Annotated in this window: 23 protein-coding genes; 20 read left to right on the plus strand and 3 right to left on the minus strand. The window is 71.7% G+C overall.

The window, feature by feature from the left end:
- The first annotated feature begins 108 nt into the window (after positions 1 to 108).
- Together MRBLMI12_RS08510 and MRBLMI12_RS08515 are read left to right on the plus strand one after the other, a co-directional pair.
- Positions 109 to 681: a hypothetical protein gene (locus tag MRBLMI12_RS08510; RefSeq protein WP_363355642.1), complete on the plus strand. Its 573-nt coding sequence runs from the start codon at positions 109 to 111 to the stop codon at positions 679 to 681.
- A 120-nt stretch (positions 682 to 801) separates the two neighbouring features.
- The gene (locus MRBLMI12_RS08515) at positions 802 to 2,856 is read left to right on the plus strand and encodes a vWA domain-containing protein (RefSeq protein WP_363355644.1); all 2,055 of its coding nucleotides are present in this window, start codon (positions 802 to 804) and stop codon (positions 2,854 to 2,856) included.
- A 200-nt stretch (positions 2,857 to 3,056) separates the two neighbouring features.
- Here the strand turns inward: MRBLMI12_RS08515 and MRBLMI12_RS08520 are convergent, their stop codons facing one another.
- Positions 3,057 to 3,761 carry a MarR family winged helix-turn-helix transcriptional regulator gene (locus MRBLMI12_RS08520; RefSeq protein ID WP_363355646.1) on the minus strand — a complete coding sequence of 235 codons (705 nt, stop codon included), beginning with the start codon at positions 3,759 to 3,761 and terminating at the stop codon, positions 3,057 to 3,059.
- A 121-nt stretch (positions 3,762 to 3,882) separates the two neighbouring features.
- On the opposite strand from MRBLMI12_RS08520, the gene MRBLMI12_RS08525 reads away from it, so the two are divergent.
- The 15 genes from MRBLMI12_RS08525 to MRBLMI12_RS08595 all read left to right on the plus strand — a co-directional run bounded on the left by MRBLMI12_RS08525 (position 3,883) and on the right by MRBLMI12_RS08595 (position 19,277).
- The gene (locus MRBLMI12_RS08525) at positions 3,883 to 4,818 is read left to right on the plus strand and encodes a hypothetical protein (RefSeq protein WP_363355648.1); all 936 of its coding nucleotides are present in this window, start codon (positions 3,883 to 3,885) and stop codon (positions 4,816 to 4,818) included.
- A gap of 124 nt (positions 4,819 to 4,942) precedes the next feature.
- Positions 4,943 to 5,650, plus strand: coding sequence for a sirohydrochlorin chelatase (locus tag MRBLMI12_RS08530; RefSeq protein WP_363355650.1), 708 nt, complete (start codon positions 4,943 to 4,945; stop codon positions 5,648 to 5,650).
- Positions 5,651 to 5,807: 157 nt separating this feature from the next.
- A complete protein-coding gene (locus tag MRBLMI12_RS08535) occupies positions 5,808 to 7,535 on the plus strand; it encodes a nitrite/sulfite reductase (protein WP_414686205.1) in 1,728 nt (575 codons plus the stop codon).
- Between the two features lie 127 nt (positions 7,536 to 7,662).
- Positions 7,663 to 8,406, plus strand: coding sequence for a phosphoadenylyl-sulfate reductase (locus MRBLMI12_RS08540; protein ID WP_363355652.1), 744 nt, complete (start codon positions 7,663 to 7,665; stop codon positions 8,404 to 8,406).
- 65 nt (positions 8,407 to 8,471) lie between these two features.
- Complete coding sequence (cysD, locus tag MRBLMI12_RS08545) at positions 8,472 to 9,401, plus strand: sulfate adenylyltransferase subunit CysD (protein WP_363355654.1); 930 nt, start codon at positions 8,472 to 8,474, stop codon at positions 9,399 to 9,401.
- Positions 9,401 to 10,762, plus strand: a complete 1,362-nt coding sequence (locus MRBLMI12_RS08550; protein WP_363355656.1) for a sulfate adenylyltransferase subunit 1 — start codon at positions 9,401 to 9,403, stop codon at positions 10,760 to 10,762. The genes cysD and MRBLMI12_RS08550 overlap by 1 nt, the downstream gene beginning before the upstream one ends.
- A 54-nt stretch (positions 10,763 to 10,816) precedes the next feature.
- Complete coding sequence (locus tag MRBLMI12_RS08555) at positions 10,817 to 11,887, plus strand: ABC transporter substrate-binding protein (protein WP_363355658.1); 1,071 nt, start codon at positions 10,817 to 10,819, stop codon at positions 11,885 to 11,887.
- A gap of 178 nt (positions 11,888 to 12,065) precedes the next feature.
- Positions 12,066 to 12,824 carry an ABC transporter ATP-binding protein gene (locus MRBLMI12_RS08560; protein ID WP_414686212.1) on the plus strand — a complete coding sequence of 253 codons (759 nt, stop codon included), beginning with the start codon at positions 12,066 to 12,068 and terminating at the stop codon, positions 12,822 to 12,824.
- 13 nt (positions 12,825 to 12,837) lie between these two features.
- Positions 12,838 to 13,818, plus strand: a complete 981-nt coding sequence (locus tag MRBLMI12_RS08565) for an ABC transporter permease (RefSeq protein WP_363355660.1) — start codon at positions 12,838 to 12,840, stop codon at positions 13,816 to 13,818.
- A gap of 140 nt (positions 13,819 to 13,958) precedes the next feature.
- Entirely contained in the window at positions 13,959 to 14,738 is a 780-nt protein-coding gene (gene cobA / locus MRBLMI12_RS08570; RefSeq protein WP_363355771.1) for a uroporphyrinogen-III C-methyltransferase, read from the plus strand.
- A gap of 47 nt (positions 14,739 to 14,785) precedes the next feature.
- Positions 14,786 to 16,180 carry an FAD-dependent oxidoreductase gene (locus tag MRBLMI12_RS08575; RefSeq protein WP_363355662.1) on the plus strand — a complete coding sequence of 465 codons (1,395 nt, stop codon included), beginning with the start codon at positions 14,786 to 14,788 and terminating at the stop codon, positions 16,178 to 16,180.
- Complete coding sequence (gene fdxA, locus MRBLMI12_RS08580) at positions 16,177 to 16,506, plus strand: ferredoxin (RefSeq protein WP_363355664.1); 330 nt, start codon at positions 16,177 to 16,179, stop codon at positions 16,504 to 16,506. Before MRBLMI12_RS08575 ends, fdxA begins: the two co-directional genes overlap by 4 nt.
- Complete coding sequence (locus MRBLMI12_RS08585; protein ID WP_363355666.1) at positions 16,499 to 17,464, plus strand: NAD(P)/FAD-dependent oxidoreductase; 966 nt, start codon at positions 16,499 to 16,501, stop codon at positions 17,462 to 17,464. Before fdxA ends, MRBLMI12_RS08585 begins: the two co-directional genes overlap by 8 nt.
- 101 nt (positions 17,465 to 17,565) lie before the next feature.
- Complete coding sequence (locus tag MRBLMI12_RS08590; protein WP_363355668.1) at positions 17,566 to 18,270, plus strand: response regulator transcription factor; 705 nt, start codon at positions 17,566 to 17,568, stop codon at positions 18,268 to 18,270.
- A complete protein-coding gene (locus tag MRBLMI12_RS08595) occupies positions 18,267 to 19,277 on the plus strand; it encodes a sensor histidine kinase (RefSeq protein ID WP_363355670.1) in 1,011 nt (336 codons plus the stop codon). Before MRBLMI12_RS08590 ends, MRBLMI12_RS08595 begins: the two co-directional genes overlap by 4 nt.
- A gap of 3 nt (positions 19,278 to 19,280) precedes the next feature.
- On the opposite strand, the gene MRBLMI12_RS08600 is transcribed toward MRBLMI12_RS08595, so the two are convergent.
- A complete protein-coding gene (locus MRBLMI12_RS08600; RefSeq protein WP_363355672.1) occupies positions 19,281 to 19,928 on the minus strand; it encodes a PadR family transcriptional regulator in 648 nt (215 codons plus the stop codon).
- A 293-nt stretch (positions 19,929 to 20,221) separates the two neighbouring features.
- Between MRBLMI12_RS08600 and MRBLMI12_RS08605 the strand changes: the two genes are divergently transcribed.
- Complete coding sequence (locus MRBLMI12_RS08605; protein ID WP_363355674.1) at positions 20,222 to 21,235, plus strand: hypothetical protein; 1,014 nt, start codon at positions 20,222 to 20,224, stop codon at positions 21,233 to 21,235.
- A gap of 4 nt (positions 21,236 to 21,239) precedes the next feature.
- On the opposite strand, the gene dcd is transcribed toward MRBLMI12_RS08605, so the two are convergent.
- Positions 21,240 to 21,845 carry a dCTP deaminase gene (dcd, locus tag MRBLMI12_RS08610; protein WP_349425623.1) on the minus strand — a complete coding sequence of 202 codons (606 nt, stop codon included), beginning with the start codon at positions 21,843 to 21,845 and terminating at the stop codon, positions 21,240 to 21,242.
- A gap of 129 nt (positions 21,846 to 21,974) precedes the next feature.
- Here dcd and MRBLMI12_RS08615 point away from each other — a divergent pair, with 129 nt between their 5' ends.
- Complete coding sequence (locus MRBLMI12_RS08615) at positions 21,975 to 23,195, plus strand: glycosyltransferase (protein ID WP_363355676.1); 1,221 nt, start codon at positions 21,975 to 21,977, stop codon at positions 23,193 to 23,195.
- Positions 23,196 to 23,446: 251 nt separating this feature from the next.
- On the plus strand, positions 23,447 to 24,655 hold the full coding sequence (locus tag MRBLMI12_RS08620) for a tyrosine-type recombinase/integrase (RefSeq protein WP_363355678.1): 1,209 nt from the start codon (positions 23,447 to 23,449) through the stop codon (positions 24,653 to 24,655).
- The last annotated feature ends 245 nt before the right edge of the window (positions 24,656 to 24,900 follow it).

Genomic DNA, 24,900 nt, shown 5'->3' on the forward strand with positions numbered 1-24,900 from the left:
GGCCGGAAGCACCGCCGCATCGGATACCCTCGCAATCGGTGAGATTTCACCGGTGCGACTGGGGGGCCGTCGCGCTTCCCGCGCTGCAGCCGATTCCCGAGAGGCACCGTGTCGATCCCTCGCACCCCCCGACGACTCGCCGAGCGCCGACGCGCCGCGCGTCATCGCCGCGCGGTCGGGTACTGGGGCGTGCTGCTGGCGATGCTCATCTCGCTGTGGATCGGCACGACCGTCGTCCCCCCCGCGTGGCTGCACACTCCTGCGCTCTTCGGCCACCTCGCGTCGGTGATCGTGGGGCTCGGCGCCGCGGTCCTCCTCGAGATGAGCGGACTGCTCTGGATGCTGCGCCGCGCCGGTCTCGACGACCTCCGCCGCGTCGAGCGCACGGTGAGCGGGCTCGCGTGGCTCGGCATCGTCGGGCTGCTCGGGACCGGCGCGTTCCTGCAGCCGGACCTCAGCCAGCCGCTCACGGCGATCAAGATGATCGCCGTGCTCGTCGCGGCGATGAACGGGGTCGGGATGACGCGACTGACCGACGAACTCGCCCGGCTCCCCAGCGGCGTGCGGTTCGCGGCGCTCCCCCGGAAGCTCCAGGCCTGGTGCGTCTGGAGCGCGGTCGTGTCGCAGTCGGCGTGGTGGACCGCGGTGCTGATCGGGATGCTGAACACCGCCTCACGGTGATCTCTCGGCATCCTCACCCTCGCCTCGCAACCGCGAGGGGGTTAGGCTCAAGCCTTACCGGACTACCCGGCCGGTGACCCCCCGCCCGGCCTCACGGCCGCATCGACCTCGAGGATGCCCATGCGCGATCGCACGCGCGGCGACGAGGACGCGCCCGGACCCCGCCGCGGCCAGTCCTCTCAACCGGCGACCGCTGCCCTTCCCGCAGCGTCGCCCTCCGCTTCCACTCCCCCCTTCTCCGCAGCTGGATCGGCGACGAGGCCGCCTCAGCCGACGAAGCCGTCGGCGATCGAGCAGCGCCGTGAGCACCGCCGCAAGCGCCGCCGCCAGATGCTGATCTGGACCACCGTCGTCGGCATCGTCGTGCTGGTCGGATCGATCAGCACGGTGTCGTACGCGATCGTCTCGAACTTCGCCGGGCCCGAGCCTGTCGCGGAGGACCCCGCGCCGGCAGCACCCGCCGTCGTCGAGCCGATCGAGTTCCCGCAGGACGAGCCGGCCGCGACTGCGGGCGCCCAGCCGTGCGCCACCGTGAGCGTCCTGTCGTCGTTCGAGAACGCCGAGATGGTCGAGGGCCTCGCCGCCGCGTACAACAGCCAGCCGCGCAACGTCGCCGGCTCGTGCGTGACGGTGACGACGACGAAGGACAAGTCGGGGGTCGCCGCCGCGGTGGTGGCCACCGGGTTCCCGAGCCTGCCCGACGACCAGAAGCCCACCGTGTGGCTGCCGGATTCCTCCACCTGGGTCGACGTCGCCCAGTCGCAGGGCGCCACCAACCTGCGCGCCGAGGGCACGAGCGTCGGCATCTCGGACGTCGTGATCGCGATGCCCGAGAACCTCGCTGAGACCATCGGATGGGATGCCGAGGCCCCGACGTGGAGCGCCATCTTCGAGGCCGCGGGCGACCCCGACCTGTGGAGCGGTCTCGGCCACCCCGAATGGGGCGCGTTCAAGCTCGGCAAGACCAGCCCGCTGATGGCGACCTCGGGCGAGGCGGCGATGTACGCGTCCTACGGCACGGCGGCAGGCTCGCTTGCCGAGCTCACCGCCACCCAGGTGCAGGATCCCGGCGTCGAGGCCCAGGTGCACCAGAACGAGACGGCGACCAGCCACTACATGGCGACGCCGGAGCACTTCCTCTGGCACGCGCGCCAGGCCGAGGCATCCGGTTCCACCGCCGACTTCCTCTCGGCGGTCATCGTCGACGAGAAGTCGGTGTGGGACTACAACCGCGGCATCACCAGCCGTGACGGCATCACCCGCACGCAGGGCGAGCCGCCGTCGGAGCAGCTCGTGCCCATCTACCCCGCCGACGGGTACTACTCCGCCGACAACCCGGTGATGCGCCTCACCGGCGAATGGATCGATCCGGTCGAGGCCGAGGCCGCCGCCGACTTCATCCGCTTCACGCACACCGCGCAGGGCCAGTCGGCCGTGCGCGCCGCCGGCTACCGCGACCTCAACCGCGCGCTCGACGAGAGCGTCGAGAAGGTCGGCCAGCTCCAGGGCGCACAGCGCGGCACGCTCGCGTTCCCCGCCGCCGACGTCGTGACGGCCGTGCAGGCGTCCTTCCCCGAGGTGCGCAAACGCGCGAACGTGCTGTTCCTGCTCGACGTCTCGGGGTCGATGGACGAGCCCATCCCCGCGGGCGACACGAAGCTCGCCCAGGCACGCAAGGCCATCGAGGCGGCCCTCGGGCACTTCACCACCGGCGACGACGTCGGGCTCGCCGCCTTCGCGCAGGGACCGGACGGTGCGATGCTGCCGGGGCTGGTCTCGCCGGTCACCGACATCGGAACGTCGCGCGACGGGTTCCTCGGGGCCCTCGGCGGACTCAGCTCGATGGGCGACACGCCTCTGTACCAGGCCGTCGACACGTTCGCCGCGCAGCAGGCGGCGTCCTGGACGAGCGACCACATCAACGCGATCGTGCTGCTCAGCGACGGCGAGAACGACGCACCCAACGCCCCCACCATCGGCGCCGACCAGATGCTCGCGAACCTGAAGGACATGCACCACGCGACACCGGTGCTCATCTTCACGCTCGCCTACGGTGCCGACGCGGACGTGGCGACCCTGCAGTCGATCTCGAGCGCGACCGGCGCGCACTACTACGACGCGACCGACCCGTCCAAGCTCGAGGCCGTGCTCGGCGATCTCGTCACGAGCTTCTGACCCGCGGAGCGGCCTGGACGAGCGAGACGAAACGCCCCCGAACGCCGGTCTAACGCCGGCCGTTGAGCGAGCGAGGAACGAGCGAGACGAACGCCCTCCAACGCCGGTCGTTGAGCGAGCGAGGAACGAGCGAGACGAAACGCCCCGGACCGTCTCGCACCGCTCAGCGCGTTTCGTCTCGCTCGCTGGCGCTCCCTCGCTCAACGACCGGTTGGTGACGCCCCGGGCCAGGAGTCGGCGAGCTTGGTGAGGAGGCGCGCGAGCTCGGCGCGCTCGTCGTCGGTGAAGGCCGCGAGCGCTGCGTCCATGGCTTCGCGCCGCTCGCCCCGGAAGCCGCGCACGAGCCGGGTGCCGGCATCCGTCAGAGCTACACGCGTGCGGCGCGCGTCGTCGGGGTCGGCCTCTCGGCGAGCCAGTTCGAGCTCGACGGCCTGCTGCACCAGCCGCGACGCGCGGGGCTGATCGACCCCCACGGCGTCGGCGATCTCGCCCACCGACAGCGGGTGGGATGCCGCGGCCAGCGCCTCGAGCAGCCGCAGGCGTGCGGGTCCGCCGATGCGGCCCGCGCCGCCCCAGGGCGGCGGTCCGCCGAACCCGGGCGGCCCGCCGAAGCCCGGGACGACTCCACCGCGCCCCCACGGTCCGCCGCGTCCACCGCGGCCGGCGAAGCCTCGGATGTCGTCGCCGTGCCCGTGATCCGGGGCGTCGTCGCCGTGATCGGCGCCGGCGCCGTGCGCTCCGCCGTGGCCATGAGCGCCGTGAGGCCCGGCATGACCGTGGGAGTGCGGCCCGCCGCCGTGCGGCCCGGCGCCCTCGGCCCACGGCGGGCGCGGCATGCGTCGACCGCGCAGCCGGGCGAGCGCGGCCGCGATGGCGTCGGACGGGTCGTCGGGAGTGGACGGCATGCGTCCAACTTACATGTGACTTGACATGCATCCCAACTGCATGTCACACTGCATGTACATGCACTTCGACATGTAAAACGTGGCGGCTTCTCACGCCGCCCCTCCCCGAAGGACTTCACACATGAACGACAACGCAGACACCGAAGAGAACGACAACGAGAACGAGACCGGCGCTCCCCGCCCCACCGACCGCCGCCCGCTGGGCTCCTGGCTGCGAGCCGTCGACGCACTGCTGACGCGCGAGTTCGCGACGGCGCTCGAGGCCGAGGGCATCACCCGCCGCGACTGGATGCTGCTGAACGTGCTCTCGGGCGACGTCGACGCCCCCGGCTTCCGTGAGCGCCTGGCCCGCAAGGGCAAGCGCCTGCGCGGCCTCGAGGAGCGCGGCTGGGTCGTCGAGCAGGGCGACGGAACGTGGGCCCTCACCGACCTCGGCCGCTCCGAGAAGGAGCGCATCGGCACCGTCGTCGACGGCATCCGGTCACGGGTCGTCGCCGCGGTCGGCGACGACGAGGCGTACGCCGCGCTGACCGCTTCCCTCGAGGCGGTCGCCCGCGAGTTCGGCTGGGACGAGAACTCCGCCGGCCGCGAGCGCGGCTTCGGAGGGTTCGGAGGGTTCGGGCGGCCCGGCTTCGGCCGCGGCGGCGCCCCTGGCTTCGGACCCGAGTTCGGCGGCCGCGGCTTCGGACCGGGCCGGGGGCCGGGCTTCGGCGGGCGTCCGCGTCCGTTCGATCCCGACATCCACGACGGCTACGGCCACAACCGCCACCGCGGCTTCGCTCCCGGGCGCCCCGGCCACCCGGCCGAGCGCTTCGACGAGCCCATGCGCGGCTACGGTGAGCACGGCTGCGCGGGGCACCACCCGCACGCCGGCCACAGCCACCACGACCACGAGGGCGACGAGCACGGCGACCACCGTCACCACGGCGGTCCCCACCACCACGGCGACCACGGTCACGGCCACCACGGCCACCGCGGCGGCCCGCGCACCCAGCGCGCGTACGAGCGCGGCTTCGACGCCGGGTTCGCCCGCGGCCGCGAGGCCGGCGCCGCCTGACCCCGGCATCCACCCCGCTCGCCTGTCACGATCTGCGGCCGCACGCCGCACTTCGTGACAGGCGAGCGGGCTTTCACGCACCCGGTGTCACGCGCGCGTCACACGCGGAAGGCAAAATGGGCAGGTGACCAACGCGCCCGCGCTCCTCGCCATCTCGCACGGAACCGCGTCGCCCGCCGGGCAGGCGGCCGTCGCGGGGCTGGTGGATGCCGTCGCCCGGCGTCTCCCGGAGGTCACCGTGCGCCTCGGGCACGTGGACGTGCAGCAGCCCGATGTCGCGGCATCCCTCGACGCGATCCCGGAGGGCACACCGGTCGTGATCGTGCCCCTGCTGCTGTCTGCCGGGTACCACGTGCGCGTCGATCTCATCACGCAGACCGCGGGCAGGGAGGGCGTCGTCATCGCCCCGGCACTCGGCCCCGACCCCCGGCTCGTCGATGCCCTCGTGGCACGACTGGCGCCGCTCGCGCCGGCGGCCGGCGACGCTCTCGTGCTCGCCGTGGCGGGATCCAGTGACGACCGCGCGAACGAGGACTGCCGCGTCACCGCGAGGATGCTCGGCGAACGCCTCGGGCGCGAGGTGTCGGTGGGCTTCCTCGCCGCCGCCGACCCGCGGCTCGACGTCGCGGTGGCGCAGGCCGCTGCGACACCGGCCGCGCGCATCGTGGTGGCGGACTACCTCCTGGCGCCGGGCTACTTCCACGACCTCGCCGTGCGGATGGCGGGCGGCGCCCCCGTGGCGCCGCCGCTCCTCGGCGACGACGAGCCGCCGGTGTCCCTGGTCGACATCGTCGTCGATCGCTACCGCGCGGTCGCCTCTTTATCGGACTGAGTCCACGAACGCGTCCACCCGCAACTGTGTGACGCCCCGTTACGCCGGTTAACGGCTCTTGACGTTCGGATAGGCCCTCGGCCCGGTCGCTTCTAGCCTCACGGAATGGACTCGTTAGAGTCCGCCCGGGGACGCCCGGGATCACCCGGAGGCCACCGTGACCATCAGCGAAACCGAAGCGCGCGCTGCGTCGGACCGCCCGCGCGCCGCCGTGCGACCGCCGCGGGCGTCGTCGAAGCCGAACGGCCAGTGGAAGATCGACGGCACCGCGCCGCTCAACGGCAACGAGGAGTGGAAGCAGGTCGACAACGGCCTCAGCGTCCGCGACCGCATCGAGCAGACCTACTCGAAGGGCGGCTTCGCCTCCATCGACCCGACCGACCTGCACGGCCGGTTCCGCGTGTGGGGTCTGTACACCCAGCGCAAGCCCGGGATCGACGGCGGCCGCACCGCGACCCTGACCCCCGAAGAGCTCGAAGACGAGTTCTTCATGCTGCGGGTCCGCATCGACGGCGGCCAGTTGACCACCGCGCAGCTGCGCGTGGTCGCCGGCATCTCGACCGAGTTCGGCCGCGACACCGCCGACATCACCGACCGCCAGAACATCCAGCTGCACTGGATCCGCGTCGAGGACGTGCCCGAGATCTGGCGCCGCCTCGAGGCGGTGGGCCTGCAGACCACCGAGGCGTGCGGCGACGTGCCGCGCGTCGTGCTCGGCTCGCCCGTGGCAGGCATCGCCGCCGACGAGCTCATCGACCCCACGCCGCAGATCGACGAGATCACGTCGCGCTTCATCGGCGACGAGACGCTCGCGAACCTCCCCCGCAAGTTCAAGTCGGCGATCACCGGGCACCCCAGCCAGGACGTGGTCCATGAGATCAACGACGTCGCGTTCGTCGCCCTCGAGCACCCCGAGCTGGGCGTCGGCTACGACCTGTGGGTCGGCGGCGGCCTGTCGACGACCCCGCGCCTCGGCGAGCGCCTCGGCACGTTCGTGCGGCCCGATCAGGTGGCGGAGGCCTGGCACGGCGTCGCCCAGATCTTCCGCGACTACGGCTACCGGCGCCTGCGCAACAAGGCGCGCTTGAAGTTCCTCCTCGCCGAGTGGGGTACGGAGAAGTTCCGGCAGGTGCTGCAGGACGAGTACCTCGGCTATGCGCTCCCCGACGGCCCCGCCGCCCCCGCCCCGGCGACCCCCGGCGACCACGTCGGCGTGCACGAGCAGAAGGACGGACGCTTCTACGTCGGCGTCACGCCCATCGTCGGCCGCGTCTCGGGCCCGACGCTCGCGAAGCTCGCCGACGTCATCGAGGCGCACGGCTCGAGCCGCCTGCGCACGACGCCGCACCAGAAGCTCGTCATCCTCGACGTCCCCGCCGAGAACGTCGAGCCGCTCGTCGCCGAGCTCGACGCGCTCGGGCTGCAGGCGCGACCGAGCCTGATCCGCCGCGGCACGATCGCCTGCACCGGCATCGAGTTCTGCAAGCTCGCGATCGTCGAGACGAAGGTCAACGCGACCGCTGCCGTGCTCGACCTCGAAGAGCGTCTCAAGGGCTTCGAGCTGCCGCATCCGATCGCCCTGCACGTCAACGGATGCCCCAACTCGTGCGCACGCATCCAGACCGCCGACATCGGACTCAAAGGCCAGCTCGTCACCATCGACGGCGAGCAGGTGCCCGGCTACCAGGTGCACCTCGGCGGCGGACTCGCCTCGCAGGACCGCGACGAGCCGGGTCTCGGCCGCACCGTGCGCGGGCTCAAGGTGGCCGCGGACGGCATCGCCGACTACGTCGAGCGCATCGTGACCCGCTTCCTCGCCGACCGCGAGGCCGACGAGACGTTCGCCCAGTGGGCGCACCGCGCCGAAGAGGAGGCGCTGCAGTGACCGTCTCCGCAACGCGTTTCGTCTCGCTCGTTCCTCACTCGCTCAACGACCGGGGCCCTTCGGTCGTTGAGCGAGGGAGCGCCAGCGACCGAGACGAAGCGCCCCGGACCAACGAGGAGGCTCTGGTATGACCGTCTCACTCGCCCCCCGCGTCGCCGTCAAGCGCACGCGCGAAGAGCTGCAGGCGCTCGCCGAGCAGGGCAACCTCGAGCTCGGCAGCCTCACCGACCACGAGGCATCCGCCGCCGAGGTCGTCGCGTGGGTCGCGCGCAACTTCGGAACGGATGCCGCAGCCGTCGCCTGCTCCATGGCCGACGCCGCGCTCCCCCACCTCGTCGCCGAGCAGCTGCCGGGCGTCGACGTGCTCTTCCTCGACACCGGCTACCACTTCACCGAGACGTACGCGACGCGCGACGAGGTGCAGCGTGCGCTCGATGTGCGGATCATCGACATCACCCCCGACCAGACCGTCGCCGAGCAGGACGCCGAGTTCGGCGCCCAGCTCTTCGCCCGCGATCCGGGCCTGTGCTGCGCCCGGCGCAAGGTGGCCCCGCTGCAGGACGCGCTGGGCGGCTACGAGGTGTGGTTCACCGGCGTCCGCCGCGACGAGGCGCCCACGCGCACGAACACGCCCCTCGTGACGTGGGACGAGCGCAACGGGCTCGTCAAGGTCAACCCGGTCGCAGCGTGGAGCTTCGACGACGTGCTCGCCTACGCCACCGCGCACAAGGCGCCGGTGAACCTGCTCGTCGGGTTCGGCTACCCCTCCATCGGCTGCGAACCGTGCACGAAGCCGGTCGCCGCCGGCGAAGACCCCCGGTCCGGCCGCTGGGCCGGGCTCTCGAAGACCGAATGCGGACTCCACGAATGACTCTCGATTCAGCTCAGGGCGTTTCGTCTCGCTTCGCTCGCTCAACGGCCGAAAGCCACCGGTCGTTGAGCGAGCGAGGAACGAGCGAGACGAAACGCGCCGACGGCCTCAGCACCCTCGACCTGCTCGAGGCCGAGGCGATCCACGTCATCCGCGAGGTCGTCGCCGAGTTCGAGCGGCCTGTGCTGCTGTTCTCCGGCGGCAAGGACTCGGTCGTCGTGCTGCACCTGGCGACCAAGGCCTTCGCGCCCGGCCGCGTGCCGTTCCCCGTGCTGCACGTCGACACCGGGCACAACTTCCCCGAGGTGCTGGCCTTCCGCGACGAGACGGTCGCGCGGCTCGGCATCCGTCTGGAAGTCGCCCGCGTGCAGGACTACATCGACGACGGCCGTCTGCAGGAGCGCGCCGACGGCACCCGCAACCCGCTGCAGACGGTGCCGCTTCTCGACGCCATCGCCGCGGGCCGCCACGATGCCGTGTTCGGCGGCGCCCGCCGCGACGAGGACAAGGCCCGCGCCAAGGAGCGGATCATCTCGCTGCGCGACGAGTTCGGGCAGTGGGATCCGCGCAACCAGCGCCCGGAGCTCTGGAGCCTCTACAACGGACGCCACACGCCCGGCCAGCACGTGCGGGCGTTCCCGATCTCGAACTGGACCGAGCTCGACGTCTGGCGCTACATCGAGCGCGAGGGCATCGCGCTGCCGCCGCTGTACTTCGCACACGAGCGCGACGTCTACGCCCGCGACGGCATGTGGCGCCCCGTCGGCCCGTTCTCGCCGCCCCGCGAGAACGAGCACGTCGAGCGCCGCACCGTGCGCTACCGCACTGTCGGCGACATGAGCTGCACCGGAGCGGTGGAATCGGATGCCGCGGACCTCGCCGCGATCGTCGCCGAGGTCGCCGTCTCCACCCTCACCGAGCGCGGCGCGACCCGCGCCGACGACCGCCTCAGCGAGGCGGCCATGGAGGACCGCAAGAAGGACGGGTACTTCTGATGACCACTCTCGAGACCCAGGACGTTTCGTCTCGCTCGTTCCTCGCTCGCTCAACGACCGGGGTGGAGCAGCAGCCGACGCTGTTCCGGTTCGCGACCGCGGGATCGGTCGACGACGGCAAGTCGACGCTGGTCGGCCGGCTGCTGCACGACTCGAAGGCGATCCTCGCCGACCAGCTCGAGCAGGTCGCCCGCACGTCCGCCGACCGCGGCTTCGCGCACGGCGACTTCGACTTCGCCCTCCTCACCGACGGCCTGCGCGCCGAGCGCGAGCAGGGCATCACGATCGACGTCGCCTACCGCTACTTCTCGACGGGCACGCGATCGTTCGTGCTCGCGGACTGCCCGGGCCACGTGCAGTACACGCGCAACATGGTCACCGGCGCGACGACCGCCGACGCCGTCATCGTGCTCGTCGACGGCCGAAAGGGCGTGCTCGAGCAGACCAAGCGGCATCTCGCCGTCGTGGCGCTGCTGCGCGTTCCCCACGTGATCGTCGCGGTCAACAAGATCGACCTGATCGGCTTCTCGGCGGATGCCTTCGCCGGCGTCGCCGCCGAGGCCCGCACCGTCGCGACCGAGCTCGGCATCGAGGATCTGCACGTGCTGCCCGTGTCGGCGCTCGAGGGCGACAACATCGTCGACCGCTCGGACCGCACGCCCTGGTACGACGGCCCGGCGCTGCTCGAGCTGCTCGAGACGCTTCCCGCGACCGATGAGCTGGAGCAGGAGCTCGAGCCGCTGCGGCTTCCGGTGCAGCTCGTGCTGCGCCCGCAGGGCGGCCTGGCACCCGGCATCGACAGGGCCGAGGCGGAGCGCCTGCGCGACTACCGCGCGGTCGCGGGCCGTATCTCGAGCGGCGTCGTGCGTGTGGGCGACCGGGTGGAGGTGTTCCCCTCCGGGCGGGCGACCACGGTCACCGGCATCCGCTCCGCCGGCACCGAGGTCGAAGAGGCGACCGCCCCGCAGTCGGTCTCGCTCGAGTTCGAGGACGATATCGACACCGCACGCGGTGCACTCGTGGTCGCGGCCGGCTCGCTGCCGGCGCCCCGACGCGAGTTCGACGCCGAGCTGTTCCAGCTCGATGCGCGGGCGCTGACCCCCGGCATCCGTGTCCTCATCAAGCACGGCACCGCGACGGTGCAGGCCATCGTCGCGCAGATCGAGTCGCGCTACGACCTCGATGCGCTCACGCACGAGCCCGCGCAGACGCTCGAGACCAACGACATCGGCCGCGTGCGGCTGCGGGTGGCGGCAGACCTGCCGCTCGAGCCGTACCGCACCAGCCGCCACGGGGGCTCGTTCCTCGTGATCCATCCGTCCGACGGCGCCACACTCGCCGCCGGCATCGTGCGCGACTGACCGGTCGCGCACACCAGCCCACCGAGCAACATCCGAACCGAAGGAGGCGACACCGTGAACACAATCCGCACCGCGACCGCAATCACAACCCTGGGACTCGTGGCGGCCATGATGGCCGGGTGCGCCTCCGCTGCGGCGGACCCCGGCAGCGGCGAGACCTCCGCGCCGGTGGACGAGGTGCGCCTCGGCTACTTCGCCAACGTGACCCACGCTCCCGCGCTCGTCGGACTCGAAGAGGGCCTGTTCGAGGACGCGCTCGGCGACGTCGACGTCACGACCCAGGTGTTCAACGCCGGCCCCGCCGCCATCGAGGCCCTCTCGGCCGGCGCGATCGATGCCACGTACATCGGCCCGAACCCGTCGATCAACACGTTCATCCAGTCTGGCGGAGCGTCGGCGCGCATCGTCGCGGGCGCCGCCACCGGCGGCGCGGCGCTCGTCGTGCGCGAGGGCATCGATTCGCCGGACGACCTCGCCGGCACGACGCTCGCGTCGCCGCAGCTGGGCAACACGCAGGACGTCGCACTGCGCAAGTGGCTGGCCGACGAGGGCTTCGAGACCGACACCTCGGGCGGCGGCGACGTGCAGGTCACGCCCACCGAGAACGCGCAGACCCTCACGCTCTTCCAGCAGGGGGAGCTCGACGGCGCCTGGCTGCCGGAGCCGTGGGTGTCGCGCCTGGTCCTCGATGCCGGCGCGCACGTGCTGCAGGATGAGGCCGACCTGTGGGAGGACGGCGAGTTCCCGACCACCGTGCTCCTGGTGCGCAAGGAGTTCCTCGACGAGCACCCCGACGTGGTCGCCGCCCTGCTGAAGGGCCACGAGGCAGCCGTGCAGTGGATCGCCGACAACCCCGACGAGGCGCCGGCCGTCATCAACGGCGCGATCGAGAAGGAGACCGGCAAGCCGCTGGACGACGCCGTGATCGAGCGGGCGCTCGAGCACGTGACGTTCTCTGTCGATCCCCATGCCGACACGTTCGAGACGCTCGTCGAGAACGGCATCGAAGCGGGCACCCAGAAGGAGGGCTCGATCGAGGGGCTTTTCGATCTGCGCCTCCTGAACAAGCAGCTCGAGGCCGAGGGTGAAGACACCGTCTCGGCATCAGGGCTCGGCGAGGACTGACATGAGCACCGCTCCCGCATCCGCCTCCGGGGCCGCGCAGGCGACCCCGGTGGCGGGCGCGCCAGCCCAGGAGCAAGCTGGCGCGCAGGCCCACGAGCAAGCTGGCGCGCAGGCCCAAGAGCAGGCCCGCGCGACGCCCCGCAGTCCTCTCGGCCCCAGCTTCGACAGCGTCACCCCCGTGCCCGCAGCGGCACCCGCGCCCGCACCCGCGGTGCGGATCGACGGCGTCTCCAAGCGCTTCGGCGCCGGGCCCGTCGTGCTCGAGGACGTGTCGCTCGACATCGCGCCGGGCGAGTTCGTGTGCCTCCTGGGCGCCTCCGGCTGCGGCAAGTCGACGCTCCTCAATCTCATCGCGGACCTCGACAAGCCCACCGCCGGGCGCATCGACACGCCCGCCGAGGGTGCGGCCGTGATGTTCCAGGAGGCGGCGCTCATGCCGTGGCTCACCGCGCGCCGCAACGTCGAGCTGGCGCTGCGCCTGCGCGGCGTCCCCCGCGGCGAGCGGCGTGAGAAGGCGCTGACGCTACTGGATGCCGTGAACCTGGCGGACGCGGCCGAGAAGCGCCCGCACGAGCTGTCGGGCGGAATGCGCCAGCGCGTGGCTCTGGCCCGGGCTCTGGCCCAGGACCGCCCGGTGCTGCTCATGGACGAGCCCTTCGCCGCGCTCGACGCGATCACCCGCGACCTGCTGCACGAAGAGCTCGAGCGTGTCTGGCGGGCGACCGGCCGCACCATCGTGTTCGTCACGCACAACGTGCGCGAGGCCGCGCGGCTCGGCCAGCGCGTCGTGCTCATGGGAAGCCGCCCCGGCCGCATCGTGCAGGAGTGGACCATCGCGAAGACCACCGGCCGCCGCATCGAGTCGCCCGAGGTCGCCGCCCTGTCGGTGGAGATCACCGACCAGCTGCGGAAGGAGATCCGCCGCAATGCCGCGTGACACAGTCCGGTCGTTGAGGGAGCGCCCCTCGACAGGCTCAGGGACCGCGAGCGAGACGAAACGCCACGAGCCGACGCACGACGCTTCGCCGGCGCGTTTCGACTCGCAAGCTCGCTCGTCGACCGAAGCGAACGACCTGCGCAGCCTTGCCGCCGGTCTCGACAACCTCCAGACGGATGCCGACCTGGGGCCCGGCCCCTGGCGCCGGTTCGCGACCAGCGTCGTGCCGCCGATCCTCTTCGTCATCATCCTCATCGTCGCGTGGCAGCTCTACGTCGTGATCGCCCAGCCGCGGCCCGACATCGTGCCCGGGCCGGTGGACGTGTGGAACGCGCTGGGCCTGGCGTGGGACTCGGGCCGCCTGCAGGTGGCCGTCGCGACGAGCCTCGAGCGCGGCATCGTAGGCTTCCTCATCGCGATCGTCGTCGGCACGCCCATCGGCCTGCTGCTCGCCGAGGTGCGGCCGATCCGCCGCGCTGTGGGCCCCATCATCTCGGGCCTGCAGGTGCTGCCCTCGGTCGCATGGGTGCCGGCCGCCATCATCTGGTTCGGCCTGTCGGACGCCACCGTCTACTTCGTCATCCTCATGGGTGCGATCCCCTCGATCGTCAACGGCCTGATCGCGGGCATCGACCAGGTGCCGCCGCAGCTGCGGAGGGTCGGCACCGTGCTGGGCGCCTCGCGGTGGCAGCTCGCGACCGCCGTCATCCTTCCCGCCGCGCTCCCGGGATACCTCGCCGGGCTCAAGCAGGGCTGGGCGTTCTCGTGGCGCTCGCTGATGGCCGCCGAGATCATCGCGACCGGCGGCACCATCGGCTTCGGGCTGGGCTCGATGCTCGACCAGAGCCGCGAGCTCGCCGACCTGGCCGGCGTGCTGGGCACCATCATCGTCATCCTCGCGATCGGCATCCTCATCGAGCTCGTCTTCTTCGGACCTCTCGAGCGACGGATGCTGAAGCGTCGCGGCCTGCTCGTCACGGGAGGCGCCCGATGACCGCGGATGAGCCCGGAACCCTGCCGGTCGTTGAGCGAGCGAGGAACGAGCGAGACGAAACGCCCACGGTTCGCGATGCGGCTGAGGACGTTTCGTCTCGCAAGCTCGCTCAACGACCGGAATCGACGACCGCCGGCAAGGTGTGGCTCGTGGGCGCGGGGCCCGGCGACGCCGGGCTGCTCACCATCAAGGGGCTGCGCGCCCTCGAGGCCGCCGACGTCATCGTGGCCGACCGGCTGGGCGCGCGCGCCGTGCTCGACGGCCTCGCCGCCGACGGCGTGGTCCTGCCGGGCGACGTCGTCGACGTCGGCAAGCAGCCGGGTCACCACGCCGTGCCGCAGGACGCCATCAACGCCCTGCTCGTCCAGCTCGCCCAGGACGGCAAGACAGTGGTCCGCCTCAAGGGCGGCGACCCGTACGTGTTCGGCCGTGGTGGCGAGGAGCTCGCCGCCTGCCAGGACGCGGGTGTGGCCGTCGAGGTCGTCCCCGGCATCACGAGCGCCATCTCGGTGCCCGCGATCGCCGGCATCCCGCTCACGCACCGCGGCGTCGCGACCGCCTTCACCGTCGCGACCGCCCACGACCAGATCGAGTCGCTCGGCGGCGGGCCGGACCACACCGTCGTCCTGCTCATGGGGATCGCCACGCTGGCGAACTCCGCGATCACGCTGGCCCGCGGCGATCGCGGCGGCGACTGCCCCGTCGCGGTCGTCGAGGACGGCTTCGGGCCGCGCCAGCGGGTGACGGTGGGGACGCTCTCGACCATCGCCCACCAGGCGGCGGCCCGCGGCATCCGCTCCCCCGCCGTCGTGGTCGTCGGCGACGTGGTGCGGCTCAGTCCCTACGCACCCGCAGCGCTGGCGACCCTCGATCTGTCCTCGTACGACCCGCTCACTCCCGAGCGCAGCCCGCGCGCCTGACCGGCCGCACGCGCGCTCCGTCCGCCTGACCCGAAAGAACCCCCACTGTGACTTCTTCGAGCCTCCGCAATCTCCGCGTCGCGATCGTCGGCGCCGGCCCCGCCGGGATCTACGCCGGCAACATCCTCACCAACTCGGTCGTCGAGGCCGGCGGGTCCGTGTCGATCGATCTGTTCGAGTCGCTGCCGGCCCCGTACGGGCTCATCCGGTACGGCGTCGCCCCTGACCACCCCCGTATCAAGGGCATCGTCAACTCGCTGCACGAGATGCTCGACGCCGGCACCACGCGGTTCATCGGCAACGTCGAGGTCGGCCGCGACATCTCGCTCGCCGAGCTGCAGGAACGCTACGACGCCGTGATCATCGCGACCGGCGCGATCCGCGACGCCGCCCTCGACATCCCCGGCATCGACCTGCCGGGCTCGTACGGCGCCGCCGACTTCGTGGCCTGGTTCGACGGCCACCCCGACGTGCCGACCGAGTGGACGCTCGACCAGCGCGAGGTCGCCGTCATCGGCAACGGCAACGTCGCGCTCGACGTCGCGCGCGTGCTCGCGAAGCACGCCGTGGATCTGCGTTCCACCGAGATCGCCGACAACGTGCTGGCCGGTCTCGAGGCATCCGCGGTCACCGACGTCCACGTCTTCGGTCGGCGTGGGCCCGCCGACATCAAGTTCACGCCCATCGAGCTGCGTGAGCTCGGCGAGGTGCCGAACGTCGACATCGTCGTGCACGACGAGGACTTCGTCGACGCCGACCCCGCGAACGCGGCCAACAACCAGCTCAAGGTCATGCTGCGGGTCCTGAACAGCTGGCGCACGCGCGAGTCGACGGGCGCGAGCCGGCGCCTGCACCTGCACTTCTACCACGCGCCCGTGGCGGTACTCGGCGAGAGCCGCGTGGAGGGCCTGCGCTTCGAGCGCACCGAGCCGACCGGCGACGGACGCGTGCGCGGCACCGGCGAGTTCCGCGAGATCGCCGTGCAGCAGGTGTACCGCGCTGTCGGCTACTACGGCACGCCGGTCATCGACGCGCCCTTCGACGAGAGGGCCGGCGTCGTCTCGAACGTCGAGGGACGTGTGAAGGACGCCGCGACCACCGGCGACGCCGAGGCTCCGGTGATCCCGGGCCTCTACGCCACCGGATGGATCAAGCGCGGGCCGGTCGGGCTCATCGGCCACACGAAGTCCGACGCGATGGAGACCATCGCGCACCTCGTGTCCGACGTCGAGGCCGGGCGCCTGTCGGCCCCGACCGTCGGCGGCGACGTGCTCGACGTGCTCGGCGAGCGCGAGGTCGCGTACACGACGTGGGACGGCTGGCTCGCCCTCGACGCGCACGAGCGCGACCTCGGCGCGAACCACGTGCACACCCGCGAGCGCGTCAAGGTCGTGCCGCGCGACGAGCAGGTCGGCATCTCACGGGGAGTGCTCGTCCAGTGACGTATGTGATCGCCCTGCCGTGCGTCGATGTGAAGGACCGCGCCTGCATCGACGAGTGCCCGGTGGACTGCATCTACGAGGGTGAGCGGTCGCTGTACATCCACCCCGACGAGTGCGTCGACTGCGGCGCCTGCGAGCCGGTCTGCCCGGTCGAGGCGATCTACTACGAAGACGACCTGCCCGACGAATGGCAGGACTACTACACCGCGAACGTCGAGTTCTTCGACGACATCGGGTCGCCCGGCGGTGCGGCCAAGACCGGCGTCATCGCGAAGGACCACCCGGTCATCGCGGCGCTTCCTCCCCAAGGAGACGGCCATGACTGACCCCCTTCCCGCGGCGGAGTCGACCGAGGTCGACGTCGTCATCATCGGCGGCGGCCCCGCGGGGCTCTCGGCCGCCCTCAACCTCGGGCGCGCCCGCGCCTCGGTCGTGCTGGTCGACGCCGGGCGGCCGCGCAACGCCGCCACGATGCGCTCGCACGGCTTCCTCACGCGCGACGGCGTGCCGCCGCTCGAGCTGCGCAAGCTCGCCCGCGCCGAGCTCGCCGCCTACCCGAACGTGCGCGTGCTCGATCGCACCGTCGTCACGGCGCTGCTCGAGAACGAGGGCGGCGACGGGCTGCGCTTCATCGCCGCGCTGCACGGCCGGGGCTCCGGCATCCCGCCCGCCGTCGCGGCGCGATCCGTGCTCGTGGCCACCGGGCTCCGCGAGACCCTGCCCGACATCCCGAGCCTGCGCGCGTTCTACGGCATGACGATCTTCAGCTGCGCCGCCTGCGACGCGTGGGAGTTGCAGGACCGTCCGCTCGCGCTGATCGGCGAGACGCCCGACCTTGCCGCGCGCGCCCGGCTGATCGCCCGCTGGACCGACCGGCTCACCGTCTTCACCAACGGGTCGGATGCCGTCGACACGGTCGAAGAGGCGGAGCTCGCGGCATCCGGGATCGTCGTCGAGAGACGGTCGATCGACGACCTCGAAGGCGACCGCGGTGCGGTGTCGGCCGTGCGGCTCGTCGACGGCACCCGCGTCGAGATCGACGGCGGCTTCGTGCGACCCCAGTGGCACCCGGCGCTCGATTTCGTCGGCGGCATCGAGCTCGACCGCGACGAGTTCGGCAACCTGGTCACCGATCGCTCCGGGCGCACGTCCGTCGCGGGGCTGTACGCCGCGGGGGATGCCGCCTCACCGGGTCCGCAGCAGCTCATCGTCGCCGCCGGCCAGGGAGCCCGCGCCGCCGCGGTGCTCGTGCACGACCTCGTCGGGGTCCGCACCGCCCACTGAGACGCACGGCATCCTCGCCGAGTCCTTACGAAGTCCTTTCGCACCGGCGGGAAGGCGCCTGGACCGGTGCAGGCGCTCCGCCGGAGACCTATCCTGACCACGTGAGCACGGTGCTGGTCGTCGACGACGATGAGGACGTCGGCGACGTCGTCGCCGCGTACCTCCGCCGCGCCGGTCTCGTCGTGCGGCGGGCCGCGGACGGGATCGACGCGCTCCAGGCGGTCATCGCGGATCGTCCCGACATCGTCGTGCTCGACCTGATGCTGCCCGGCATCGACGGCCTCGAGGTCTGCCGCCGGCTGCGGCAGAGGTCGCCCGGGCTCCCGATCGTCATGCTGACCGCCCGGGGCGAAGAAGACGACCGCATCCGCGGGCTCGAGGTCGGGGCCGACGACTACGTGACCAAGCCGTTCAGCCCGCGGGAGCTGGTGCTGCGCGTGCAGTCGGTGCTGCGGCGCAGCGTCTCGCCCGCCGCCGACCTGTCGGCCCCGGCGGAACTGCCCGACATCGCGGTCGACGGAGACCTCGTCATCGACCGGCGCGCCCGTCGCGTGCACCTGGCCGGCAGCGAGCTCTCGCTCACCGTGCGCGAGTTCGACCTGCTCTCGTGGCTCGTCGCCCACCCCGGCGACGCCCTGCGCCGGGACGACCTGATGCGGGACGTGTGGGGCTGGGACTTCGGCGACCCCTCGACCGTGACCGTGCACGTGAGCAGGTTGCGCGACAAGATCGAGCACGACCCCGCGGCACCGCGGCGGCTTGTGACGGTGTTCGGCGTCGGGTATCGCTGGGATGCCGCGCCATGACCGTCTCGACGGACGCCCTGCTGTTCTCCGCCGGCGCCGCGGCGGCGACCGGCATCGTCGGCGCGGCGCTGGTGCTGGCGCTCGCCCGCGTGCGCGTGGCGGCCGCCGCCATCGTCGCCCCGCTCGTGGTCGTGCTGTCGATCGCGGTGGGCGTCGTCGTCGGCGCCGCCTCGATGCTCCTCACCGCCGGCGACATGACCGGCCTGCTGCTCGTGCTGCTCGCCAGCGTGCCGGCCGCCCTCGCCGCCGGCATCGTCATCGCCGCCCGCATCCAGTCCGCCGCACGCGCCGCCGAGCGCGCCGCCGCGGCCGCCGAGACGGAGCGCCGGGTCGAGGGACAGCGACGCGACCTCGTGGCGTGGATCTCGCACGACCTGCGCACGCCGCTCGCCGGCATCCGTGCGACCGCCGAGGGCATCCACGACGGCGTGCTGCCCGACACCGCCGCGGCCGCCACCACGATCCAGCGCAACGCAGAGCGCATGAGCGACATGGTGGACGACCTCCTCACGCTCTCCCGGCTGCAGGCGCCGTCGGTCGCCCTCGAACGCACCGACGTCGATGTCGGCGATCTCGTGTCCGACACCGTGGCGTCGCTGCGTCCGCTCGCCGACGCCGGCGGCGTCACGCTAGCGGGGCGCGCCGAGACCGGCGTGCGCGCGCGGGTCGCCGCGCCGGAGCTGCGGCGGGCCGTGGCGAATCTGGTGGCCAACGGCATCCGTCATTCGCCGTCCGGCTCGATGGTGGAGACCACCGTCGAACTGCACGACGGCGCATTCCGCATCGCGGTCGCGGACGCGTGCGGCGGCATCGCCGCGGACGACCTGCCGCACGTCTTCGAGACAGGGTGGCGTGGCAGCGCAGCACGGCCGACGGATGCCGGCGCCGGGCTCGGCCTCGCGATCGTCCGCGGCGTCGCCGACGCGCATCGCGGCTCCGCCACCGTCCGCAATGCGGCGGCAGGATGCGTCTTCGAGCTGGAGCTGCCGCTGCGCTCCGCGGTGTGAGTCTCAGGCCTCCGGGGCGTCGCCCTGCAGGGCGTCGCGTCCGGGGGCGAGCATCTCGCGCACCTGGTCGCCGTGCGTGGTGGCGGGGGTCACCGTGTCGGGCCACGACGCGATCTGGTCCTCGGCCCAGTCCGCCCACGCGACGATGTGCTCGTAGTGGCCGATCATGAAGGTGTTCGCGAGCGCGAAGAGGTGGCGGCGCTCGGGGAACGTGCCACCTGTGGCGCTGATGTATGCGGCGTAGCGGGCGAACATCTCGCGGTTGGCAAGAGCCCGCTCCTTCGTCTGCGCGAGCGTGCGGCGGAGGTCCTCGACCGACCCCTGGTCGGCGAGCAGCACCCGCACCATGCCCTCGAACTCCAGGGTCGGCGGGCGCACCGGCGTGCTCAGCCAGGCGGCGAGCGCCTCCCGACCGGCCGTCGTGATCGAGTAGATGGTGCGCGCCCGCTTGCCGGTGTGCTCCTGTCGGGTGTGCACGAAACCCTCGTCGCTGAGGCGGTTGAGCAGGGCGTAGCGACCCCGGTCCGCCGACGGCCACAGCTCGGCGACGCCACGACCGAGCTGCTCGGCGAGCTGATAGGCCGACCAGTCGTGGTCGGCCAGGAGGCCCAGGATGAGGTAGCCCGTGGTCGAGAGTTCGCGATCGGCCACGGTGGGCTCCTTCCTCTTCGCATCGGCTTCCGTCGCAGAGCGTAAAAAAAATCCCGCCGGCGCGCGATCGAGCCTATACTGCGGAGTGCAGTAAGCGTGGGCGCGGCATCCCGTCTGAGGACAGGGACCGTTTCCGAGGACGGGCACGACGTGGGGGCGCGGGCTCGTCCGTGCGGCGGGCGATCTGGGGATCGCCCGCCGCACATCCCTCGCCCGGCACGCTGCCCGACACGATGCTGCGGCCCGTCGGCGCACGATCGCCTTCGCCCCCGGGGTGAGGGAGGATGGCCTCGATGTCAACGCCGACCGACCTGCCGCTGGACGAGCTCCGCGCTCTCCAGGCGCGCGCCTACGGGCGCGATGCCGACATCCACTCCGATCCCGCAGCGCTGGCGCGGCTGCACGAGCTCGAGGCCATGGCGTCTGCCGCGCGAGCCGGGTCGACCGCGCCGGCAGCCGACGCCGCTCCGGGGCTGGAGGCGGCAACCCGCGTCGAGACGGCGGCAGGCGGCGCGCCGGCAGAGATCGGCGCCGATGGGGCATCGCGGGCAGTCGCACCCGGGGCGGCTGTCCGTCAGCCGCCGCTCCCAGGCGAGGACGGAGCGGGGACGGATGCCGCAGCCGGCGCGCACCGCGCCGCCACGGCCTCGGCTGAACCCGCACTGGGATCCGGTGCTCCCGCACCGATGGCCGGGGCGGCGACGCCACCCGGTGCCATTGCCGGCGCCGGAGTGCGGCGCGGCGTCTCCGAAGCTGCGGACGCCGATGCCGGACCGGCGGCGACCGACCCCGGCGGTGATGACGCTCCGACCTCGGATATGTCCACGGACGCGCCGGTCCGGCCATGGTGGCGCCGCATCCCGGTGCTGTGGGCGGCCTCGGTCGTCGCCGCCCTGCTCATCGGCGCGGGGCTGTCCACCTGGATCCAGAACATCGAGGAGGGCGGAGTCGCCGTCCTGAGCGAGGATGCGGAGGCCGAGTGGCCGGACGAGTCCTTCGGGGTACGCCCCTCGGGTGGCCGCGTCTTCGACGACTTCCACGGCCTCCGCGTGCTGTCTCTTCGCCAATCCGTCGTACCGGGCAGCTCCCAGACCTGCCTCTACATCCTGACCCCGCCGGATGGGTTCGGTGCGGGCAGCTGTGCTGCCGGGTCGTATCCGGCGTCGGCGTCCTTGGAGGTCGTCCAGTCGTCGCCCGACGAGCTGCGCGAGCGCTTCCCGCTGGGCACGTCGCTCCAGTTCGTGCTCGAGGGGCCGAACGTGCGGGTCTACGCGCGGGAGCCGAGCATCGTCGAGCCGACGCCCTGAGCGTTCAGGAGCCGCGGCTCCCGGCATCCCTGTCCCCCACGTTCGTGCGGTGGAAGTTCTGGAACGAGCGCGATGCCGTGGGCCCCCGCTGACCCTGATACCGGTTGCCGTAGGGACCGGAGCCGTAGGGGCTCTCGGCGGGCGAGGTGAGCCGGAAGTAGCAGACCTGCCCGATCTTCATGCCCGGCCACAGCTTGATCGGGAGCGTCGCGACGTTCGACAGCTCGAGCGTGACGTGACCCGTGAACCCCGGGTCGATGAAGCCGGCGGTCGAGTGCGTCAGCAGGCCGAGACGACCGAGCGACGACTTGCCCTCGAGGCGGGCCGCGATGTCGTCGGGGAGCGAGATCTGCTCGAACGTGGACCCCAGCGCGAACTCGCCGGGGTGCAGGATGAACGGCTCGGAGGGGTCGACCTCGATGAGCCGCGTGAGCTCGGGCTGGTCCTCGGCCGGATCGATGAACGGGTACTTGTGGTTGTCGAAGAGACGGAAGTACCGGTCGAGCCGCACGTCGACGCTGGAGGGCTGCACCATCGCCGGGTCCCACGGATCGAGCCCGATGCGTCCCGCGTCGATCTCGAGCCGGATGTCGCGGTCACTGAGCAGCACGCAGCCAGCCTATCCGGGCGGCGTCCTCGCCGACCGAACGTGACGGGCCCTACGCTCGAGACGACGATGACGGATGCCGCCGCCCGGCGTGCACCCACCCATGCGCCGGCCCCGACAGAGAGGGATGACATGGCGACCGTGCTCTTCTGCCCGGTGACGTTCAACCTGGCCGAGACCACGCGCATGATCCAGGTCGCACGAGCCATGGATCCCGTGCACCGGATCGTCTTCATGGGCTATGAGGACGACTACGTCGCACTCATCCGCGAGGCGGGGTTCGAGTACGTCCCGTGCACGCCGGTGTTCACGTCGCGCGAGCGGGACCAGCTGATCGCGTTCGACCAGGGCAAGACTCTCAAGAGCCCGCTGACGCGCGAGCTCGTGGGCGCCCGCGTCGACGTCGAACGGCAGCTCATCCGCGAGCACTCCGCCGCCGCCGTCGTGACGGGATCGAACCTGACGTCGTACATCTCGGCCCGCGCCGAGCAGGTGCCGCTCTTCTACCCGGTGCCGTTCGCGCTGACCGAGCCGCAGGTGCGGCAGGCGCGCCACCTGTTCCTCGTCGGCGGACGAGGAAGGCTCGCCCGGTTCGCCGATCTGCTGGCCACGGCGGCCTTCCGGTGGATCTACACGAAGGCTCCGCTCGCGCCTCGGGCGTTCGCCCAGGTCGCCGCGGACAACGGCGTGCCGCCGCTGCGCACGGTCGCCTCCCTCATCACCGCGGACCGGAACCTGATCACCGAGATGCCGTGGGAGCTCGACGGCTTCACCCTGCCCGACGGCTTCGAGCGCGTGGGTCCGATCTTCGCCCACATCGACGCTCCGCTTCCCGAGATCGTCGAGCAGCTCGCAGCGGCCGCCGAGCCGCTGGTCTATCTGGGGCTCGGCTCGTCGGCCAACCGCGAACTCGCCCTGCGTGCGGCCCGCGCGCTCGGCACGCTGCCGGTGAACGTCGTCGCCCCGATCGCCCATTACCTCGAACCGGGTGACGACCTCCCGCCGAACGTCCACATCACCGATCTCCTTCCCGCTCACCGGCTCGGCGGTCTCGTCGACGCGGCGGTGCTCCACGGCGGACAGGGAACCGTGCAGACGGCGTGCGCCACCGGCATCCCCTTCGTCGGAATGGGGCTGCAGCCCGAGCAGACCTGGCACGTGCGCATGTGCGAGAAGCGCGGACACGCCATCGCGATCCCGCCGAAGCGTGCCGGATCGCCCGAGTTCCTCGACGCCGTGCGCCGCGTGCTGTCCGACCCCGGCATCCGCTCCGTCGCCCGGGACGTGCAGCGGGCGTACGCCGACGAGGACGGCGCCGCGGCCAGCGCGCGCATCATCGAGGCATCGCTCTGATCGACACGGGCGGATGCCGCGACTTCGTGCCCACGGCATCCGCTCTGTTATCCTTGCCACGCGCCGGGATCCGGCGTCCGGGGCTGTAGTTCAATGGCAGAACTTCTGCTTCCCAATCGGAGACCACCCAACTGATGGGGCACTCTGCGGATCAATTTCCGCGGATTTCCGGCCTTCTCGCGACACACCTCGCCACAGCACGCCATCGCTATGTGAACACCTATGTGTATACCTGTTGCTACGATGCGGGCATGCCGAAGTCGCGTGAGCACGGCCAAGGAGCCCTGTACTGGGTCGAGAGCCGAAAGATGTGGCGCGCAGTAGTGGACGTCGGATTCGACCCGGAGAGCGGCGCGCGACTGCAGAAGGCGCGGATGTCCAAGACCAAGGACGCGGCCGTCAAGAAGCTGAACCTCATGCTGCGGGAGCGCGACTCGATGGGCCTGGTCCTTGATCGCTCCACGCGCGTCAGCGACCTGGCTCAGGCCTGGCTCGATGACGTCACCGGCCGCACGAAGCCGAAGACGCTGACCGGGTATCGATCCAACCTCAAGGCAAGCATCCTCCCGGTCCTCGGTCATCGCATCGCCGCCGACCTCACCCCCGCCGACGTGCGACGCATGCACGCCACCGTGCGAAAACGCGGCGCCGGAGACTCCACGGTCGCGAGCGCGCATCGCACACTGGTGAGCCTGCTCGAGCATGCGAGGGCGGAACGCCTCATTGCCGAGAACGTCGCCGCACTCACCCCTCCCCGACGCACGCGCCCAGGGAAGGCCCGGTCCTCGCTCACACGCGAGGAGGCTCGCACGCTGCTCGGAGCGGGCGATCCGCGTTGGACGCTCGCGCTACTCACCGGACTGCGCAGCGGCGAGGCGCGTGCGCTCCGCTGGGAGGACATCGAGCTTGATCGGGGCATCGCGAGCGTGGCGTGGTCGCTGACCGATGCAACGTTCACCCACGGCTGTGATGGCGAATGCGGCAGGAATCGTGCGGGGAACTGCCCGCAGCGACGAATCAATCTCGCCGCAGACCTCGACTGGGTACCACTCGAGGATCGACACGTGCTCGTACGTCCGAAGAATACGCAGCCCCGCGAGATCCCCCTCACCGAGTCGGCGATCAAGCAGCTGCGCGCTCATCGCGACGCGGATCTCGGTCCGAACCCGCACGGGCTGATCTGGCATCGTGCGAACGGCTCGCCGAAGACGAACACCGACGACAACACCGACCTGCGAACGGCGCTGGCTCGCGCGGGCGTCGACCGACCGGGCGCGACCACGCACTGGTTCCGCCACTCGTACGTCACGCTCTCCGAGCACGCCGGAATCCCGTGGTCAGCGTCCGCGGGTGTCAGCGGTCACGGCAGCCCGGAGGCATCAGACCCCTACCGTCACGTGCTCACCGCCGAGGGCCGGAAGGCGGTCGAAACCCTGGCCGCCTGGGTCGATTCCCACTAGGGCTTGGCTCATTCATCAACTGAAAACCGTGAGGTCACGGGATCGACGCCCGGCGGAGCCACTGAAACCCTCTCCTAGCTTCTATATGGAGGGGGTTTCTTCATTTCCCAGGTCAGACTGTCGGCGACGTTCGAGAACCCGGCCAAAACGACGCTTGAAAACTAGGCCACCCAGACCAGATTGGGTGGGTGATCTCCTTGGAAGATTGGGCGTTGATCAGGCGGCTGGTCGCGGACGGGGTTCCG

It is taken from the genome of Microbacterium sp. LMI12-1-1.1 (assembly GCF_040676455.1).
Lineage (GTDB): Bacteria > Actinomycetota > Actinomycetes > Actinomycetales > Microbacteriaceae > Microbacterium.

Coding starts and splice junctions, on each gene's coding strand:
- MRBLMI12_RS08515 (WP_363355644.1), top strand. CDS start 802: ATGCGCGATCGCACGCGCGGCGACGAGGACGCGCCCGGACCCCGCCGC.
- MRBLMI12_RS08520 (WP_363355646.1), bottom strand. CDS start 3,761: ATGCCGTCCACTCCCGACGACCCGTCCGACGCCATCGCGGCCGCGCTC.
- MRBLMI12_RS08525 (WP_363355648.1), top strand. CDS start 3,883: ATGAACGACAACGCAGACACCGAAGAGAACGACAACGAGAACGAGACC.
- MRBLMI12_RS08540 (WP_363355652.1), top strand. CDS start 7,663: ATGACCGTCTCACTCGCCCCCCGCGTCGCCGTCAAGCGCACGCGCGAA.
- MRBLMI12_RS08550 (WP_363355656.1), top strand. CDS start 9,401: ATGACCACTCTCGAGACCCAGGACGTTTCGTCTCGCTCGTTCCTCGCT.
- MRBLMI12_RS08585 (WP_363355666.1), top strand. CDS start 16,499: ATGACTGACCCCCTTCCCGCGGCGGAGTCGACCGAGGTCGACGTCGTC.
- MRBLMI12_RS08595 (WP_363355670.1), top strand. CDS start 18,267: ATGACCGTCTCGACGGACGCCCTGCTGTTCTCCGCCGGCGCCGCGGCG.
- MRBLMI12_RS08605 (WP_363355674.1), top strand. CDS start 20,222: ATGTCAACGCCGACCGACCTGCCGCTGGACGAGCTCCGCGCTCTCCAG.
- MRBLMI12_RS08615 (WP_363355676.1), top strand. CDS start 21,975: ATGGCGACCGTGCTCTTCTGCCCGGTGACGTTCAACCTGGCCGAGACC.
- MRBLMI12_RS08620 (WP_363355678.1), top strand. CDS start 23,447: ATGCCGAAGTCGCGTGAGCACGGCCAAGGAGCCCTGTACTGGGTCGAG.